Source organism: Nostoc sp. (assembly GCF_036919555.1).
Classification (GTDB): Bacteria; Cyanobacteriota; Cyanobacteriia; order Cyanobacteriales; family Nostocaceae; genus Nostoc.
Genome location: NZ_JBALCS010000004.1, coordinates 27261 through 43451 on the forward strand (window position 1 = coordinate 27261; position 16191 = coordinate 43451).

The following is a 16191-nucleotide window of genomic DNA, read 5'->3' on the forward strand; positions in this document are numbered from 1 at the left end:
TTTATGTACCTATACTATGTATTACCAAGTATTGCTGAAGGAGCTTATCAAGACTTAAGTTTAGAAGAATTACCTGAGAGACTTCAGGGTTATTATCAACAGCATTGGAAGCAGATGGAAATGGATACTCCAGACAAGCGGACAAATGCGATTATCCTCTGTGTACTGGTTGAGGGAGGTAAACCAATTTCCTGTGAATCCATTGCCCGCATCACTGGTCGAGATGAATATGATGTCTTGGAGATTTTGAATAAGTGGCTGGAATTCTTGAGAAAACAAAAACAAAATCCGGAAGACTACTATTCAATTTATCACCAAAGTTTTGCAGATTTCCTCCGCACCCAACCTACTTTAAAAAGAGAAAAAAAGAATAATAATATTGATTGGCAAGAGGTTCTACGTTTGATTTCTGACTCTAATGATCAATTGTTGTCAAGTCTAAAACCAGGTGAGGATGAAGATGAGTAGTTTTGCTGGAAAATTTGCCCAGTTATCGTTAAGCGACCAGCGAACCATCCTCATTGACCCTCGTATTAAAGCCAAGATAGGAAAGTGGAAAACACTTTATAAAAGACTGACTGATTTTGATTTTATCGATGCTAAAATCAACCATTCTGATTTTGGTGTGCAGTCACTAATTGAAGATTATGATTTGATTGATGATACAAAATTTTTTACTCACCCAGAATACAATGACCAAACTGTAAAAGCACTGAAGTTGATTCAAGGAGCATTGCGACTATCGGCATATATTTTAATTCAAGATACAAAGCAACTAGCAGGGCAGTTATCAGGGCGTTTGCTATATTTTGATGCGCCAGAAATTAAAGATGTGCTGCAACAAATATCGCAAATTCAAACCACTTGCTTGCGTACCTTGACAGCTAGCTTAACTCCACCTGGTACTGGGTTAGTTCGCACCCTTGGTGGTTATAGTGACCAGATGAATGCAGTTGCAGTAATACCGGATGGCAAATATGTGATTTGTGCTTACCAGAACAAAACACTAAAACTCTGGGATTTACATACAGCAGAGGAAAAGTTCACCCTTATAGGTCACAGTGACTCCGTTAGTGCAGTTGCTGTCACGCCAGATGGTAAATACGCGATTTCTGGTTCCTATGACAAAACACTCAAAATCTGGGATTTAGATACAGCAGAGGAAAAGTTTACTATCAGCGGTCATACTAGCTGGGTGAATGCAGTCGCAGTCACACCGGATGGCAAATACGTGATTTCTGGTTTCCTTGATGCAACGCTCAAAGTCTGGGATTTAGATACAGCAGAGGAAAAGTTTACCTTCAGTGGTCATACTAGCTGGGTGAATGCAGTCGCAGTCACACCGGATGGTAAATACGCGATTTCTGCTTCCCGTGACAAAACACTCAAAGTCTGGGATTTGCAGTCTGGCAAATTAAAATTCACCCTGATTAGTCATCGTAGCCGTAACTTCAGCAGTCACACTAAACCAGTAAATGCAGTCGCTGTCACCCCGGATGGCAAATATGTAATTTCTGGTTCCAGTGACAAAACACTCAAAGTCTGGGATTTGCAGTCTGGCAAATTAAAATTCACTCTCAAGGATCATAGAAGTGTAAATGCAGTTGCCGTCGCACCGGATGGCAAATACGTAATTTCTGGTTCCAGTGACACTACACTAAAGGTCTGGAATTGGCAAAACCGAGACATAATTACCAGCTTCACAGGTGATTATAGATTATATCGCTGCGTCGTTGCTCCAGATGGCGTAACAATTGTCGCAGGCGATACATCTGGGCGTTTGCATTTCCTGCGCTTGGAAGGCATAGAAGCGTCACCATGAATACCCCATCTTACCAAGCCTTCATCAATTCCCCCTCCTACCCAACAGAATTTCAACAAGTCATTCTCGAAAAAAGCCAAAACTTTGTTAGTCGCGCTTTCGTTTTCACTGCTATATCCAACTTTCTCCAGCGTTATGATCGCGGTTACTTTACCATAATTGGCGCACCCGGTAGCGGCAAAAGTGCCATCCTCGCCAACTACGTGACAGAAAATCCTCACGTTCTCTATTACAACGCCCAACTTCCAGACAAAAATCGCACTGAGGAATTTATTGCTACTATCTGCACGCAAATTGCCCAGACATCTCAAGAAACCTCTCTACCTTCCTTGCTTCAGCAAGTCAGCGACAAGCTAGAACCTCAACAAAAGTTTATCATTGCTATTGATGCCTTGGATGCCGTTAACCCCACCGATCAAACCCCAGGCTCAAATCTCTTTTATCTTCCCAGATATCTCCCGCGTGGCGTCTATTTCTTTCTCACCCGCCGTCCCTATGTGCGAAAACAATCTGGTTTGTTGATAGAAGCACCTTCCCAAATTCTCGATTTAGCAGAATACCCACAACAAAACCAGGAAGATGTCGAAGCATACATTCGGCGAGACGTCAATAACTCAGAAGAACTCACAGCACAGCTAACCGCCAGAAGCGAAAATAATTTCATGTACCTCAGCCAGATATTATCTGCTATCTCTAAGGAGTTTGATGGACTTCCCCCTGGTTTAGAGGCGTATTATCAACAGCATTTGCACAAGATGATTCCCCCTAATTCGCCAACTTTTGAGAGGAAATTGAAATCATTTGTGCTGAGTGTGTTAGTGCAAGTTTCATCACCCTTATCAGCAGAAATCATTGCTAGTGCGATTGATGCTGATGAATACGATGTTGAAGAAGTTCTGGAAAATTGGCGTGAGTTTTTAATACTCCAGGAAATTGATGGAGAAATCCGCTACAGTCTTTATCATTCCAGCTTCCGCAATTTCTTAAGCAAGCAAGCAAATTTTGCTTAGATTCTATAGCGTTTCTCAGCTGAATCCAATAGAGACCTAACCCCCAACCCCTGTTGTTCTCACTTATTACCGTGTCTCTCCAGAATACTTAGTACCTGTGACTCCGGCTTTGCCAGAAGAGATTATAGAAGCAGAAATACAAGAAGAACAAGAGGAACAAAAGGAACCAATTTCCTTTACAGAAAGTTCGCGATCGCTGCTAGATCCAAATCTAGATTTGGATCTAGATTTGGATCTTTCAGAGGAACCATTTACAAGCCCAAAAATCCCACCAACCTTAATTACAAAACCTCATCGGGGTAAACGCTTGGTAGTGCTGGGGGGAGTGTTGGCGTTGCTTGTGGGGGGTATAAGTCTGGGATTATTTGCTTTGTGGTAAATTAATCCTCAAGGATTACAGCAGATGTGTCGGCAACTTCCCCAAAGAATACAGCAACTTTGTCCGCCTAGAAAGTAGAGACTGGGGACTTAAAGAATAGATTATACCGAAATATCGTAATCTTGGTAAGAAATATCGTGATATTAGTAAGAACAGCTTTTACATTCAAAGTGACGACTAATGAAATGGTGATAATTAGTAAGCAGATTTAGGTCAGCGATCGCACCACACATAACTCTGTATCCAAAGATATCAGTGTAGGTACTTCACTGATGAGATGAGCGAAATAAATGACTATGTTCGGGATGATATAAACGCGATCGCCCTTTTGCTGTCGAAAGTGCTGGACTGATTATATAAAGTGTAGTACGAATTAGGTTTTCTTGATGAGTGCAGTCTGCCATTTGATTAAGGGGAACAACCCTGATTTTTTCATCAGGCCAGCCGATGCGAAAGCAAATCGCAATGGGGGTTTCGGCTGAGTAATATTCGAGTAGTTTAGCTTGAGCATTTTCGACGTGACGCGCACTGAGATATAGGCAAAGGCTAGCCTGATGCGCTGCAAGAGAGGCTAATTCTTCAGTGGTGGGGACTTCTGTACGTCCACTGATACGTGTCAAAATGATGGTTTGAACTAAACCAGGGACAGTCAATTCTACTTTAAGTTTGGCAGCAGCAGCTTGAAAGGCGCTGATACCTGGTATAACTTCAAAAGGGATATTTGCCTCGGCGAGGAGGTGCATTTGCTCGTGGATGGCGCTGTAGAGACTGGGGTCGCCAGAATGGAGACGAACTAGAGATTTGTGCTGCGATCGCACCCTATCGATCATAATCAGTAAAATCTCTTCTAAAGTCTGATTCGCAGTTCTAATTATCTCCGCATCTTCTCGGCAAAGTTCTAAAATCTGTTCGGGTACTAAAGAATCAGCAAACAAAATCACATCGGCAGCAGCCAGTAGTTTCTGTGCCTTCACCGTTAATAAATCAGGATCTCCAGGGCCTGCCCCCACAATATACACAGATGGTTCTACAGCATATAATGTTTTTTTATAGCTTAGGTTTTCGGTATATTCACTCTTAAAAGCACACACGGCAATCCCTCAAAAAATTTTTTGGGCATTTTCTCAGTATCTTTCCGGATTCACCCTCTTCCTCTAGTAGAGAGTAATGGTAGATGCACCCTGGTTAAGCCCTAGAAAATATTCTGGGGCATTTTTTATTTTTGGGCATTGGGTATTGGGCATTGGGCATTGGGCATTGGTCAATAATCAATGGTTTTTCTTCCCCGTGTCGCCTCATCTCCCACTCTCCCCATTTAACTTCGGAGTAGGAACTACATCGGGTAAAGGGCGTTTGAGCAAGTAAAGCCAAGCTAACCCAACTAATCCCAATAAAATTCCTAGACTACTGACTACTTGTGCCATCCGTAATGGCCCCAGCATCAAGCTATCTGTGCGAAAGCCTTCAATCCACAAGCGTCCTAAACTATATGCTGGCCAGTAAACTAGAAACAGCGTGCCTAGCTTCAGACGTGGCTTACCGGATAAAGAGCGGAAAAACAACGTTATTAGTAGCGTAAACACCATTAAATCCCATAGAGATTCGTAGAGAAAGGTGGGATGAAAGTAATCGAAACTAGCATATTCTAGAGGACGATGGTCTGGTGGAATATACAGCTTCCAAGGTAAATCAGTAGGATTGCCAAAAGCCTCAGAATTAAAAAAATTGCCCCAACGTCCGATCGCTTGCCCTAAAATCAGCGAAGGCGCTACTAAATCTGCTAGTTGCCAGAAAGAAACCTGCTTGATTTTAGCAAAGATTAACGCAGCCGAAACGCCACCAAGAATTGCTCCGTGAATGGCAATACCTCCTTCCCAGATAGCAAAGATTTTTTCTGGAGTTTGGGCATATTTTGACCACTCAAAGAAAACGTAATATAGCCGTGCGCCAGGGATTGCCCCAATCAACAACCAAAAAAACAAATCACCTAGCAACTCAGGATTAACATTACGGCGTTTTGCCAAATGCTGGGAAAGGATAACGCCAATTAATACTGCTGTGGCAATCAATAAGCCATACCAGCGAATACTTAGTGGTCCTAATTTCACCAGAATCGGTCCTGGAGAAGTAAATTGAAACGCCAAGGGCAAGGTGGAAAAATCCAGTCCCATGAGAAATTACCTAAAAAAGTTCGTTAACTACTCACGCACTTTGCTAAGTACGGAGTTTCTTGTGTCTCGAATACTAGTGAGTTACGTTTGAATCTACCACAATAGAATTGTGAAGACACAGGTAAAAATCCAGCATCCATATTTAGGAGTCTAAGTTTTAACGCCTAGTTGAGCATAACTTGTCTCGCCAGAACAATTGAGTTGCTCATTCTTACCCAGAGCGCAAAATGGTAGATTTGAGTAAGTTACACAAAACGGTTTCGATATAATCACCTAAACAACTTTGATATATCTAAAATTGTGATTGCTATTTATCCTGGTAGCTTCGACCCCATAACCTTGGGACACCTTGACCTCATCCAGCGCGGTAGTCGGCTGTTTGAGCAGGTGATTGTCGCTGTACTGCGGAACCCCAACAAAATGCCACTTTTTAGTGTGCAGCAACGGCTAGATCAGATCCGTCATTCTACGCAACATCTACCCAATGTAGAAGTAGACAGCTTTGATGGTCTTACCGTCAACTATGCCCAAATGCGACAAGCACAAGTTTTGCTGCGAGGTTTACGGGCTGTGTCAGATTTTGAAGTGGAACTGCAAATGGCTCACACTAATAAAACTCTTTCTACTCAAATAGAAACAGTTTTTCTCGCAACCTCAAATGAGTATAGTTTTTTAAGTAGTAGTGTGGTAAAAGAGATTGCAAGGTTTGGTGGTTCTATCGATCATCTTGTTCCCCCACACATTGCTCTAGAGATATACCAATGCTACAATCACAACTCTCCAATGTTGAACCCAATCTCAACGGAAGCAATCCCCCCCCTGAAGAATATCTCGGTGGAGAGGGAAGCGTAGATATTCAGCAGGAACTCAACCGCCTAGAGGAAATGGTTCTCTCTAGTCTCAGGATTCCACTGACGGGACGCACACTCATAGATGAAGAAAAGTTACTCGATCAGCTTGATTACATCCGGCTGGCCTTACCATCACTTTTTCAAGAAGCAGCAGTGATTCTGGAACAAAAGGTTGAAATTCTGCTGGAAGCAGAAGAGTATGGGCAGCAGGTTGTTCAGGCCGCGCAAGCAAAAAGAGCGCAAATTTTAGCTGAAAGCGATATTATTCAACAGGCAGAACAAGAAGCTGAACAACTGCGGCGACAAGCGCAACAAGAGTGTGAGGCCATAATGCAAGAAACCCTTGCCGAGATTGACCGCAAGCGGTATGCTTGTCAGCAAGAATTAGAGCAAATGCGACAAACTGCGATCGCTCAGGCTCAAGAAATTGAAGATGGTGCTGATGTATATGCCGATGGCGTTTTGGGAAATATTGAGCAGGATCTCAAGGATATGTTGCGAATTATCACCAACGGACGGCAACAATTGCAAATTGATAACCTCACTCAGCGCAATTCACCTCCTGGTAAAAAAAGATAGAGGCTCTAACAAGAGATGGAGAAGAATTATAGGTTGGGTTTCGCCATTGCTTAACCCAACAATTTTTATTAAGTAAGACTTTTGGGGAACCTATCTGGTAATAGATTTAAAATTTTAGCTTGTAATTAAGCAGGATTTTTAATAAATGCTTACTTTCGCTCAAGTGAATTTTGGATTAAATATAGCTGGTTTAATTGGAATTATATATTTGCTTTGGGCAATTCTTTACTTGATTTTAACAGTAGCTTGGCTAGTCCAACGTGGAAGCAGACTTAGAGGTTGGGCTTTAACCCTTTACATTATCCAACTTATATTTACGCCAATTATAATGTTGTTAAGTGGAGTAATATTGTTCTATCAAGGTTGGCGTTTAGATCCAATTCTTCAATTTGAGCAAGTTTTATTGTTAATATTAATTCTTTACCTGAGTATCAAAGATATTGTAATTAATGCAGTTTACAGAGATCGGTGATTTTAAAATTGGGAGACAAACCTCACCCCCAACCCCTCTCCTTAGTAAGGAGAGGGGAGATAAAGCACAGTTTTATTGGGGTAAGGTTAGATTTCTATTTGTTGGCTTTTGATTGTCTGTCAACACCTGATTACAAAGTATATGTAAAATCTTCTACCAGCATACCGGGAACTAAACTACCTCCAAGTTGACGACTCTCGTATGTACCTACTTCGGGTATGAATTCTTGAAAAGTGGTCAAATCTACTAAGTTTTCTCCCCAAAAGCGATAGAGACTTTCATCAAAACGTAAGTTTTCAATGGGAGCAATAATTTCTCCATTTTCTACCCAAAAACAAGCATAACGGGTCATGCCTGTGATTCTACCAGTTTGGCGATCGCTCCAATTCAAGTAATGCAAATTCGATAAATATAATCCTGTATCTAAACTCGGAAGAATCTGCTCAAATACTAAACTTCCTGGGCTTACTTCTGGCGCTCGTAAAGTCTCTGAACCATTAGCACCATTAGCAATTTTTTGATATTCCTTAGCAGTCCGAGAATTCACCAGAGTGTTTACTAAATCTCCCTTTTCTATTATAGGTAACTCCGGTGCTGCTATTTCTCCCAATTCATTAAATCGCGGTACTAATCCCCGTTGAAAGTTTTCTTTCAAACTAAATGCAGTCGAAAGTTGTTTTTCTTGGCGCCAGAGAGCAGCTAAAGCGCTGTGTCCTTGTTGGATATCAGCTTCGCTTAGAGATCCCCAAGAAAGCATTATTAATAAATCTGCAACAGCAGCAGGTGCAAAATAAGTTTTGTATTGTCCCCGTGGAAGCTCTTTAGCTGGGCGAGCAAGCAATTCTAGTTGCTTTTTGGCTTCGCTGATTTTGGCTATATAAGCAGATTTATCCCAATCACTCCCTGCAAATATGCCCTTAACTGCTTGTCCAGAGGTGGTGAATAGAGAATAATCTAAGGTAAAAGAATCAGTAGCAAACCAGTGTTTCTGTCCGCTAGAATCACCATAAGCTTTAATTACCACTCCCCCTGCATATATTCCTGTAAAATCTAATTCAGCAACTAGTTCTAGAATAGTTGGTACTACTGCTTCCGCCACCAATAAATTCCCAGAGTGTATTTCTCGACTGGTATTATTTCCTGATGGCAAAACTAGATATGGATCGATGGGTAGTAGAATAAGTTCGTCACGTAGTTCCTGCAAAGCAGCATATCCTAACTGCCAATCTCCGCTCCAATTTCCAGTAAAGGGAAACTGCCGAACACTGCTGCGTTGATCTGCCATCAAAGTTAGTTCTATCCAACCATCAGCAACACAACCAGTTTGTCGTACTTTCGCATGATTGAAACGAGTAAATTGACTTCTTTCACTGCTGAGTCTCACAGTAAATTGTTCATTTTCTGCTTTTTTGATAAGTAGAGTTTCAATCAGTTGATTAAAGCTGACTTCTAACGCAGATAATTCCTCAATTTTCATGGATATTAAATATTAATTAGGTAGATGGGATGATAGCAGGGCTTTTTCATTCTCATCTAAGTAAGTCGGCACGATAAAACCCATGTATGTTTAGTTTTGTAAAAACTCTGCAATGAACAATCTCTAAACTATTTGCTGATTTTACATTTCGTCACATAGCTTAATTTTTTAACGCCAACTTACTTAGCCCGTCTCAGAATGAATTCTGAGTCTAATAGCGAAAGTCGTCTCAAGACGACTGAGAAAAGGTTATAGTCCGTTTTAACGGACTTTAGCTAAAAGCCTGTGAACTTTAGTTCTGGACGGTTTATGTCTAGAACGAATAGCCCTTAGGAATTACGAATTACGAATTACGAATTATTCAACTTCCTCCGCCAAAAACTTCGACATTAGCAAATACACAAACAGGTGAACCATGTCCTACCGAAATGGCCTGATTTGGTTCGCCTTTACCACAGTAGGGAGTACCATACATTTGCCAGTTGTCAGCATTTCCTACTTGGATTAAGCTGTGCCAAAACTCTGGTGTTGTGGCGCGATAGTTGGGATTGCGGAGGGTTTTAGTAAATTTACCGTTTTCAATTAATTTAGCGTACTCGCAACCAAATTGAAATTTGTAGCGGCGATCGTCAATTGACCAAGACCGGTTAGATTCCATATAAACACCGTGTTCTATCCCAGCAATAATGTCTTCAAAGGTAGCGTTTAAAGGCTCTAAATTCAAGTTTGCCATGCGATCGATCGCTGGTCGATTCCATGAGGAAGCACGGGCACAGGCAACTCCTGGTACACCTGCTCTTGCTTGACTCTCCAGACTGCCTAAACCCCGTTGGAGTACTCCTTCTTTAACCAAATACTCCCGTGTTGCCACAGCGCCTGTATCATCAAAGCCATAGCTGGCATATTCACCAGGCACGGTGGGATCAAAAGTAATATTCATCAGTGGCGAACCATATACTAGATTGCCAAAATCACTTTTATTAACAAAGCTGCCCCCAGCATAGTTACGCTCATCTCCCAAAATTCGGTCAATTTCTAGGGGATGTCCGACACTTTCATGGATTTGCAGCATCATTTGATCTGGGGCTAAAACTAAATTGGTACGGCTGGTTGGGCATTCTTCTGCTGTCAAAAGTTCTACTGCTTGTTTGCCAATTTGTTGCACCCGCTGCCATAAATCTTCTTGTTTTAAAAGCTCTAGTCCGCCTTGATAACAGTTTGCCTGGGAACCATTGTGAGTGCGCTGCTGTACAATCACCCCATCTTGGGCAGTGGCTCCGTAATTAGTGCCTATAGATAGTATTTTTTGATAGACTTCTGAGCCGTTGCTGCTGATAAACCAAGATTCTCTCTCGGTTGTGCTAGCACTAGCTATGGTTTGCACAATCTTGTCGTCAACTTTCAGCGTTTGGCAAATACGAATCAGTAAATCGTTGATTTCTCCCGAACTCAGAGCATCCAATGGCTCAAGAAATGGAGATTTATATTCACCAACGACTTTAGGGCGCTGACTTTCACTGAAGGGATATATCCACCATTCACTGGCTGCTAGTGCCTGTTTATAGGCTATTTGAGCAGCAGCTTGTAGAGACGGTAATTCCAGAGAGTTAGTAGCTGCATAACCCAGACAGCCATTAACCAAAACTTCCAGCATGGCTCCTACAGTGAAGGATTTGCCATTTAACTGGGGTAAGGCGTCACGGACTAAACGAGTAGCAGAAGTCTCTTTGACGGCTCTGATACCAATCCAATCAGCAGGAATATCGAAACTAGCGATCGCTTTTGTTAGAGTAATCCACATAACAATTTAAAATTTAATTCCGATGCCAGCGTGTGCCATCACGGCTATCAATTAGCGTAATACCTTCTGCTTGAAGTTCGTCACGAATGCGATCGCTTTGGGCAAAATTTTTGGCAATACGTGCTTGTTGTCTTTGCTGAATTTTAGCCTCAATTTCCGCATCGCTTAAACCTTCTGTTGTAGAAGTTTCTACCTCAGGCTTGGCTTCTAAACCCAAAACTCCAGCTAATGTGACGAGAGTTTGCCATTGACACTGTAACTCCTGTGGTGATCTTTCGGTTTTCCCTTCATGCACAATAATATTTCCCTCACGGCGCAGTTCTTTGGCTAATTCAAACAGCACTGTTAACCCACCAGGAAAATTAAAGTCATTATTCACAGTTTCTTGGAAGCGCTCAACAGTTTCAGGCAGTAGTGAGCCAGTTCGCACTTCCCAGCCTAGTTTTTTGCCATATTGGTAGCCGAAGAGTAAACCTTCTTTAATGGTGTGCCAACCGTTGGTTGCTGCGACGATCGCTTCATCGGTAAAATCTATAGGTGTGCGATATTGAGCGGTTAGCACGAATAACCGCACCGCCATCGGGTCAACTCCTCGATCCAGCAATTCTCGAATAGTGATAAAGTTGCCCAAAGATTTGGACATTTTTTCACCATCTACTTTTACCATGCCGTTATGCAACCAGTAATGGGCTAGAGGTTTTCCTGTCACAGCCTCTGATTGGGCAATTTCGTTTTCGTGGTGGGGAAAAATTAAGTCAGCACCACCAGCATGAATATCTATGGTATCACCCAAGCGATCGCGCACCATTGCCGAGCATTCTATATGCCACCCCGGACGACCTGCGCCCCAAGGTGATTCCCAAGCTGGTTCTCCCGGTTTTGCTGCCTTCCACAAGGCAAAATCAAAGGGATCTTTCTTTTTCTGGTACTCTGGATCTTCGACGTTGACGCGTAGGCGCAGCCCGTCGTAGACATCGCTTTTCCCTGCTTGCATATCTTCTAACTTGCGTCCCGAAAGCTTCCCATACTCAGCAAACTGCCGTACTGCATAATACACATCGCCGTCAGCAGGGTAGGCAAAACCCTTATTTTCCAACTCATGAATTAACCGTTGAATGCCATTCATTGTGTGGGTAGCACGGGGATACTCATCGGCTTCTTTGATTCCCAACCGCGCCATATCCTCAAAATATGCTTTGATAAAGCGATCGGCTACAACTTCCATTGATGAATGTTCAAGACAGGCTCGATTCAGAATCTTGTCATCAATATCAGTAAAATTTTGGACATATCGGACTTGATAGCCGATAAACTGGAGGTATCGGCGCACTACGTCCCAAACGATGCAAGCTCTAGCATGACCCAAATGGCAGTAATCATATACCGTCACGCCGCAGTAATACATCTTAACCTTGCCTGGTTCGACTGTTTCAAACGGTTCTTGACGACGGGTGAGGGTATTGTAAAGGGTTAAGGTCATAACAGAGTAATGCGGAAATAAGGAGATACGTAATAATAGGGTAAGGCAGCTGGGATGACAGTCCAGCATCCCTATGCTAATGTTTTCTGGACTATCTGCGCTACATTACTATTTTTTGACATTTGATAACAGCGCTATGCAATCAGCAGTTACACCCGAATCTTCCGCAATGGATACGCCCAAACAAGGAATGCCAGTAACAATTATTACGGGTTTTCTCGGTAGTGGCAAGACGACTTTACTTAATCATATCCTCAACAACCAACAGGGTTTGAAAACCGCCGTTCTCGTGAATGAATTTGGCGAAATTGGCATCGATAACGAGCTAATTGTTTCCACTGGTGAGAACATGGTGGAACTAAATAATGGTTGTATCTGCTGCACTATTAATAATGATTTGGTAGATGCAGTTTACAAAGTTTTAGAACGCCAAGAAAATCTAGATTATCTAGTAGTGGAAACAACTGGATTAGCAGATCCGCTACCAGTAGCTTTAACATTTCTGGGTACAGAATTACGGGATTTAACTCGTCTGGATTCGATTATTACCGTGGTAGACGCGGCGAATTACAGCCTAGATTTATTTAACTCTGAGGCAGCATACAGCCAGATTGCCTATGGTGATGTAATTGTGCTGAACAAGACAGATTTGGTTGATGAAGCCACTTTGAAGGAGTTAGAAAGAAAAATTAATGAAGTTAAGGAAGGAGCAAGAATTATTCGCACCACGCGATCGCAAGTGCCACTTCCTTTAATTCTCAGTGTTGGTCTGTTTGAGTCTGATAAATATTTTGACACAGTGGTAGATGACCACGACCATCACGATCATGATGACCATGATCACTCAACCTGCGGTCATGATCATCACGACCATGACCATGATCACCACGATCACCATCATTCTGACCATTTAGAAAATGATGGTTTTACTTCCATATCTTTCCAAAGTGACAAGCCTTTTTCTATTAAGAAGTTTCAATATTTCTTAGATAACCAGCTACCCTCAAATATCTTCCGAGCGAAGGGGATTATGTGGTTTGATGAAAGTCCGAAGCGTCATATTTTCCACCTTTGCGGTAAACGCTTCACCTTGGATGATGATGAATGGCAAGGTAAATTGAAAAACCAACTAGTGCTGATTGGTCAAAATTTGGATCGTGACGCTTTAATTGCTCAACTCGAAAACTGCATTTGCCTACCTTCAACCTCTCGCGGTAAAGGGTTTGGAAAATAAAAGTTAGGAGTGAGGAATTAAGAGTTTAACACTCGTACTCGTTCCCAGGTTCCACCTGGGAATGCATTCCTAATGGCTCCGCCATCGATTTTGAGCAATGAAAATGAGAGAATAGCGTAGGCGCAGCCCGTCGTAGACATCGTTTCCTCACTAATTTCTGAAATTTCCTCAGCAACTTGTTGTAACGTAGCGGTACGGTTATTTGTCTGACTTAACACCGCAAATGGTAATAATCCTGGATGCTCCAAAAATACACTTGTTGGTTGCTCCCAAAGACGAATTACCTCGAACCGATGAAAGGTTTCTTCCAAAGTGAATGTGGTTTGCTGTACAAGTTCTGAATTTGTCTGTTGCAGATAAATTCAGAACTTGGCGCATTCGCTTGCTTTTAAAACGGCGATACACTCGCAACCGATAATCAATCATCCGAAAGGGAATATCAGCTTTCGGTTGGGTTTGGAATTCCAAATGCAGCACAACTTCATCGGATTGGAGCAATATCACGGCAATAGCTGATTCATTAATCAAGGAGACTAGCTGTGATACCCTACCGTGTATTACTTATCTACTAAAAGAGACGCGACATTTCGCGCCTCTAAGAACCAAAATCCAAATTCTAAGTGTTAGCTTAAACCTTTGTTTCTAGATATTGCACCAACTGCGGTGCTTGCATCACTCCCTCTATCCGATCCACAGGCTGACCCTGCTTAAATAGTACTAAGGTTGGGAGAGAGGCAATTTTATACTGAGTGGCCAAATCTGTGTATTTTTCTGTATCTATTTTGACAATCCGTAGGCGATCCTTAAGTTGGGCATTGACTTGCTCTAAAATTGGCACCATCATCTGACAGGGACCACACCAGTCAGCATAAAAATCTACTAATACAGGTACATCAGAAGCGGACAGCATCTCTTCAAAGCTGTTAAATTGCTTTTTAGTTGCCATATGACACACACCGATTTTCAATTGTTTGTTTCAATAGTAATTCTTAGAAAATAAAATCGGTATAGATTTATGGGTTTTTGTTGGGAAAAGATTAGATGAGTGAATATAGACTGATTTGCCAGCCAAAAATCTTAAATAATTATAATAAAATACGTATATTCTTGTCTTTTGTGCATATGGATTAGATATATATTTAAACCTATCCTGTTATTATTTTTATCTATTAGCTATCTAATTTGCATCATGCCAGCAAGATTGTCACCCCGTAAGAGTTAGATTTTATCCCGACAATATTCAGATGTTCCCTAAATCACCATAAGATAATTAGCGCGGTATTTTTCAGATTGAGGAACATTAAATGACACTATTACAAGATAAAGTCGCAATCGTTACAGGTGGATCACGAGGAATTGGCCGAGCGATCGCAATTGAATTAGCCACACAAGGAGCGATCGCAGTTGTCAATTATGCCAGTTCTAGTGCAGCAGCTGAGGCAGTCGTTGCAGAAATTATCGCAGCAGGAGGTCAGGCGATCGCTATCCAAGCTGACGTTTCTAAAATCGATCAAGTAGAAGCATTAGTTAACGCCGTCATCGGAAAGTTCAGCCGTGTGGATATCTTAGTCAACAACGCAGGTATTACCCGCGACACGCTGCTTTTGCGTTTGAAGCCAGAAGATTGGCAAGCTGTGATAGACCTTAACCTAACTGGTGTTTTCTTATGTACACGCGCCGTCAGTAAAATCATGCTCAAGCAGCGATCGGGGCGAATTATCAACATTACCTCCGTTGCTGGGCAAATTGGCAACCCAGGTCAATCAAACTATAGTGCCGCCAAAGCAGGTGTAATCGGTTTCACCAAAAGCGTTGCTAAAGAACTGGCTACTCGCGGCATCACCGTTAACGCTGTCGCCCCTGGATTCATCACCACCGACATGACCAGCAATCTCAACAACCCCGAAGAAATTCTCAAATACATCCCCCTCGGTCGCTTTGGTCAGCCCGAAGAAGTCGCTGGGATGGTGCGCTTTCTCGCCGCCGATCCCGCCGCAAGCTACATCACTGGACAAGTATTTAACGTTGATGGCGGTATGGTGATGGCATAAATAACGCCGTGTGCAACTTTCTCTCAAACCTAACCCCCAACCCCTTTCCTACTAGCGTCAGGCAGGATGGTTTCATACAAGCAGAGAAAAAATAAAACTGAGTTCCAAAGCCTCTCTCCGCTTCGGGGAGAGGAATGGAAGTGGGGTAAAAAGCCATGTCACAAAACGAGAATCAAGACTTATGTATTTTTCTTTCTTCGTATGAAACCACCCTGCTTCCCTACTAGCGTTGGGGAGTAAGTATCAAAGCCTCTCAGGAGTGGGGGAGAGGAATGGAAGTGGGGTTATAAGAATAAGTTGCACATTGCGTTAAATAAATAATAGAGACGCGATTAATCGAATATATAGGACTCCTACTTGATTTTTGAACAAAATTAGGTATTGTAGGGTGTGTTAGAACGAAGTTCGTAACGCACCATTATCAAGGGTTTGGTGCGTTACGCTGTCGCTAACACACCCTACATATCTTTTCATAAATCAAACCGGATTCCTATATACTCTCAATACGGTTCGGTTAATTCCACTCTCGTAAATCAAGTTTTGAACTTCTAAATCGAGTTTTGAACTTCTAAATCGAGTTTTGAACTTCTAAATCAAGTTTTGAACTTCTAAATCGAGTTTTGAACTTCTAAATCAAGTTTTGAACTTCTAAACTCACTTCATGGCTCGTCAACCTCTTATTCTCAACGAATTTTGGCAAATAAGTAGGTAGGCGTAATTAAATATAAGATCAAACCTCACCCTCAATCCCTCTCCGTGAGTTCGGAGAGGGAAGCCGGAGGCAGGGTGAGGTTTTATATTTAATTTGACCCACTTACTTATACCCGCATTTACCATGTAGGCTAATCCTAATGCTCTAAAGCT

General features: G+C 42.1%; 15 protein-coding genes and 1 pseudogene. 9 read left to right on the forward strand and 7 right to left on the reverse strand.

Annotated elements, in window-relative coordinates; translation table 11 throughout:
- Positions 1 to 3: 3 nt before the first annotated feature.
- From V7K36_RS00820 to V7K36_RS00835, 4 genes are all read left to right on the forward strand, one after another.
- Positions 4 to 468, forward strand: a complete 465-nt coding sequence (locus tag V7K36_RS00820) for a hypothetical protein (RefSeq protein ID WP_335112384.1) — start codon at positions 4 to 6, stop codon at positions 466 to 468.
- A complete protein-coding gene (locus V7K36_RS00825) occupies positions 461 to 1822 on the forward strand; it encodes a WD40 repeat domain-containing protein (RefSeq protein ID WP_335112386.1) in 1362 nt (453 codons plus the stop codon). Before V7K36_RS00820 ends, V7K36_RS00825 begins: the two co-directional genes overlap by 8 nt.
- Positions 1819 to 2832, forward strand: coding sequence for an AAA family ATPase (locus tag V7K36_RS00830; RefSeq protein ID WP_335112388.1), 1014 nt, complete (start codon positions 1819 to 1821; stop codon positions 2830 to 2832). Before V7K36_RS00825 ends, V7K36_RS00830 begins: the two co-directional genes overlap by 4 nt.
- Before the next feature lie 97 nt (positions 2833 to 2929).
- Entirely contained in the window at positions 2930 to 3211 is a 282-nt protein-coding gene (locus tag V7K36_RS00835) for a hypothetical protein (protein ID WP_335112390.1), read from the forward strand.
- A 266-nt stretch (positions 3212 to 3477) separates the two neighbouring features.
- Here the strand turns inward: V7K36_RS00835 and cobM are convergent, their stop codons facing one another.
- Positions 3478 to 4302, reverse strand: a complete 825-nt coding sequence (gene cobM, locus V7K36_RS00840) for a precorrin-4 C(11)-methyltransferase (RefSeq protein ID WP_335112392.1) — start codon at positions 4300 to 4302, stop codon at positions 3478 to 3480.
- A 204-nt stretch (positions 4303 to 4506) separates the two neighbouring features.
- Positions 4507 to 5382, reverse strand: a complete 876-nt coding sequence (gene lgt / locus V7K36_RS00845) for a prolipoprotein diacylglyceryl transferase (protein WP_335112394.1) — start codon at positions 5380 to 5382, stop codon at positions 4507 to 4509.
- Positions 5383 to 5682: 300 nt separating this feature from the next.
- Between lgt and coaD the strand changes: the two genes are divergently transcribed.
- From coaD to V7K36_RS00860, 3 genes are all read left to right on the forward strand, one after another.
- The gene (gene coaD / locus V7K36_RS00850; protein WP_335112396.1) at positions 5683 to 6234 is read left to right on the forward strand and encodes a pantetheine-phosphate adenylyltransferase; all 552 of its coding nucleotides are present in this window, start codon (positions 5683 to 5685) and stop codon (positions 6232 to 6234) included.
- The gene (locus V7K36_RS00855) at positions 6144 to 6812 is read left to right on the forward strand and encodes a DivIVA domain-containing protein (protein WP_335112398.1); all 669 of its coding nucleotides are present in this window, start codon (positions 6144 to 6146) and stop codon (positions 6810 to 6812) included. The genes coaD and V7K36_RS00855 overlap by 91 nt, the downstream gene beginning before the upstream one ends.
- Positions 6813 to 6957: 145 nt before the next feature.
- Positions 6958 to 7284, forward strand: a complete 327-nt coding sequence (locus tag V7K36_RS00860; RefSeq protein WP_335112400.1) for a Ycf66 family protein — start codon at positions 6958 to 6960, stop codon at positions 7282 to 7284.
- A 130-nt stretch (positions 7285 to 7414) separates the two neighbouring features.
- Here the strand turns inward: V7K36_RS00860 and V7K36_RS00865 are convergent, their stop codons facing one another.
- The 3 genes from V7K36_RS00865 to cysS all read right to left on the reverse strand — a co-directional run bounded on the left by V7K36_RS00865 (position 7415) and on the right by cysS (position 12042).
- Entirely contained in the window at positions 7415 to 8761 is a 1347-nt protein-coding gene (locus tag V7K36_RS00865; RefSeq protein ID WP_335112402.1) for a TldD/PmbA family protein, read from the reverse strand.
- A gap of 361 nt (positions 8762 to 9122) precedes the next feature.
- Positions 9123 to 10562: a TldD/PmbA family protein gene (locus V7K36_RS00870; protein WP_335112404.1), complete on the reverse strand. Its 1440-nt coding sequence runs from the start codon at positions 10560 to 10562 to the stop codon at positions 9123 to 9125.
- Between the two features lie 13 nt (positions 10563 to 10575).
- Positions 10576 to 12042 (reverse strand): cysteine--tRNA ligase, encoded by a 1467-nt coding sequence (cysS, locus tag V7K36_RS00875; RefSeq protein ID WP_335112406.1) that lies wholly within the window; start codon positions 12040 to 12042, stop codon positions 10576 to 10578.
- A 136-nt stretch (positions 12043 to 12178) separates the two neighbouring features.
- On the opposite strand from cysS, the gene V7K36_RS00880 reads away from it, so the two are divergent.
- A complete protein-coding gene (locus tag V7K36_RS00880) occupies positions 12179 to 13276 on the forward strand; it encodes a CobW family GTP-binding protein (protein WP_335112408.1) in 1098 nt (365 codons plus the stop codon).
- 104 nt (positions 13277 to 13380) lie between these two features.
- Here V7K36_RS00880 and V7K36_RS00885 read toward each other — a convergent pair.
- A pseudogene (locus tag V7K36_RS00885) lies at positions 13381 to 13789 on the reverse strand (Rpn family recombination-promoting nuclease/putative transposase); the annotation flags it as partial.
- 115 nt (positions 13790 to 13904) lie between these two features.
- A complete protein-coding gene (gene trxA / locus V7K36_RS00890; RefSeq protein ID WP_334832771.1) occupies positions 13905 to 14222 on the reverse strand; it encodes a thioredoxin in 318 nt (105 codons plus the stop codon).
- 358 nt (positions 14223 to 14580) lie between these two features.
- On the opposite strand from trxA, the gene fabG reads away from it, so the two are divergent.
- Positions 14581 to 15327 carry a 3-oxoacyl-[acyl-carrier-protein] reductase gene (gene fabG, locus V7K36_RS00895; protein WP_335112410.1) on the forward strand — a complete coding sequence of 249 codons (747 nt, stop codon included), beginning with the start codon at positions 14581 to 14583 and terminating at the stop codon, positions 15325 to 15327.
- The last annotated feature ends 864 nt before the right edge of the window (positions 15328 to 16191 follow it).

What these genes read in the sequence shown, in the direction of transcription:
- trxA (WP_334832771.1), bottom strand. Translation starts at nt 14,222, where the DNA reads ATGGCAACTAAAAAGCAATTTAACAGCTTTGAAGAGATGCTGTCCGCT.
- V7K36_RS00830 (WP_335112388.1), top strand. Translation starts at nt 1,819, where the DNA reads ATGAATACCCCATCTTACCAAGCCTTCATCAATTCCCCCTCCTACCCA.
- V7K36_RS00825 (WP_335112386.1), top strand. Translation starts at nt 461, where the DNA reads ATGAGTAGTTTTGCTGGAAAATTTGCCCAGTTATCGTTAAGCGACCAG.
- cysS (WP_335112406.1), bottom strand. Translation starts at nt 12,042, where the DNA reads ATGACCTTAACCCTTTACAATACCCTCACCCGTCGTCAAGAACCGTTT.
- V7K36_RS00855 (WP_335112398.1), top strand. Translation starts at nt 6,144, where the DNA reads ATGCTACAATCACAACTCTCCAATGTTGAACCCAATCTCAACGGAAGC.
- lgt (WP_335112394.1), bottom strand. Translation starts at nt 5,382, where the DNA reads ATGGGACTGGATTTTTCCACCTTGCCCTTGGCGTTTCAATTTACTTCT.
- fabG (WP_335112410.1), top strand. Translation starts at nt 14,581, where the DNA reads ATGACACTATTACAAGATAAAGTCGCAATCGTTACAGGTGGATCACGA.
- V7K36_RS00865 (WP_335112402.1), bottom strand. Translation starts at nt 8,761, where the DNA reads ATGAAAATTGAGGAATTATCTGCGTTAGAAGTCAGCTTTAATCAACTG.
- V7K36_RS00880 (WP_335112408.1), top strand. Translation starts at nt 12,179, where the DNA reads ATGCAATCAGCAGTTACACCCGAATCTTCCGCAATGGATACGCCCAAA.
- V7K36_RS00870 (WP_335112404.1), bottom strand. Translation starts at nt 10,562, where the DNA reads ATGTGGATTACTCTAACAAAAGCGATCGCTAGTTTCGATATTCCTGCT.
- V7K36_RS00860 (WP_335112400.1), top strand. Translation starts at nt 6,958, where the DNA reads ATGCTTACTTTCGCTCAAGTGAATTTTGGATTAAATATAGCTGGTTTA.
- V7K36_RS00820 (WP_335112384.1), top strand. Translation starts at nt 4, where the DNA reads ATGTACCTATACTATGTATTACCAAGTATTGCTGAAGGAGCTTATCAA.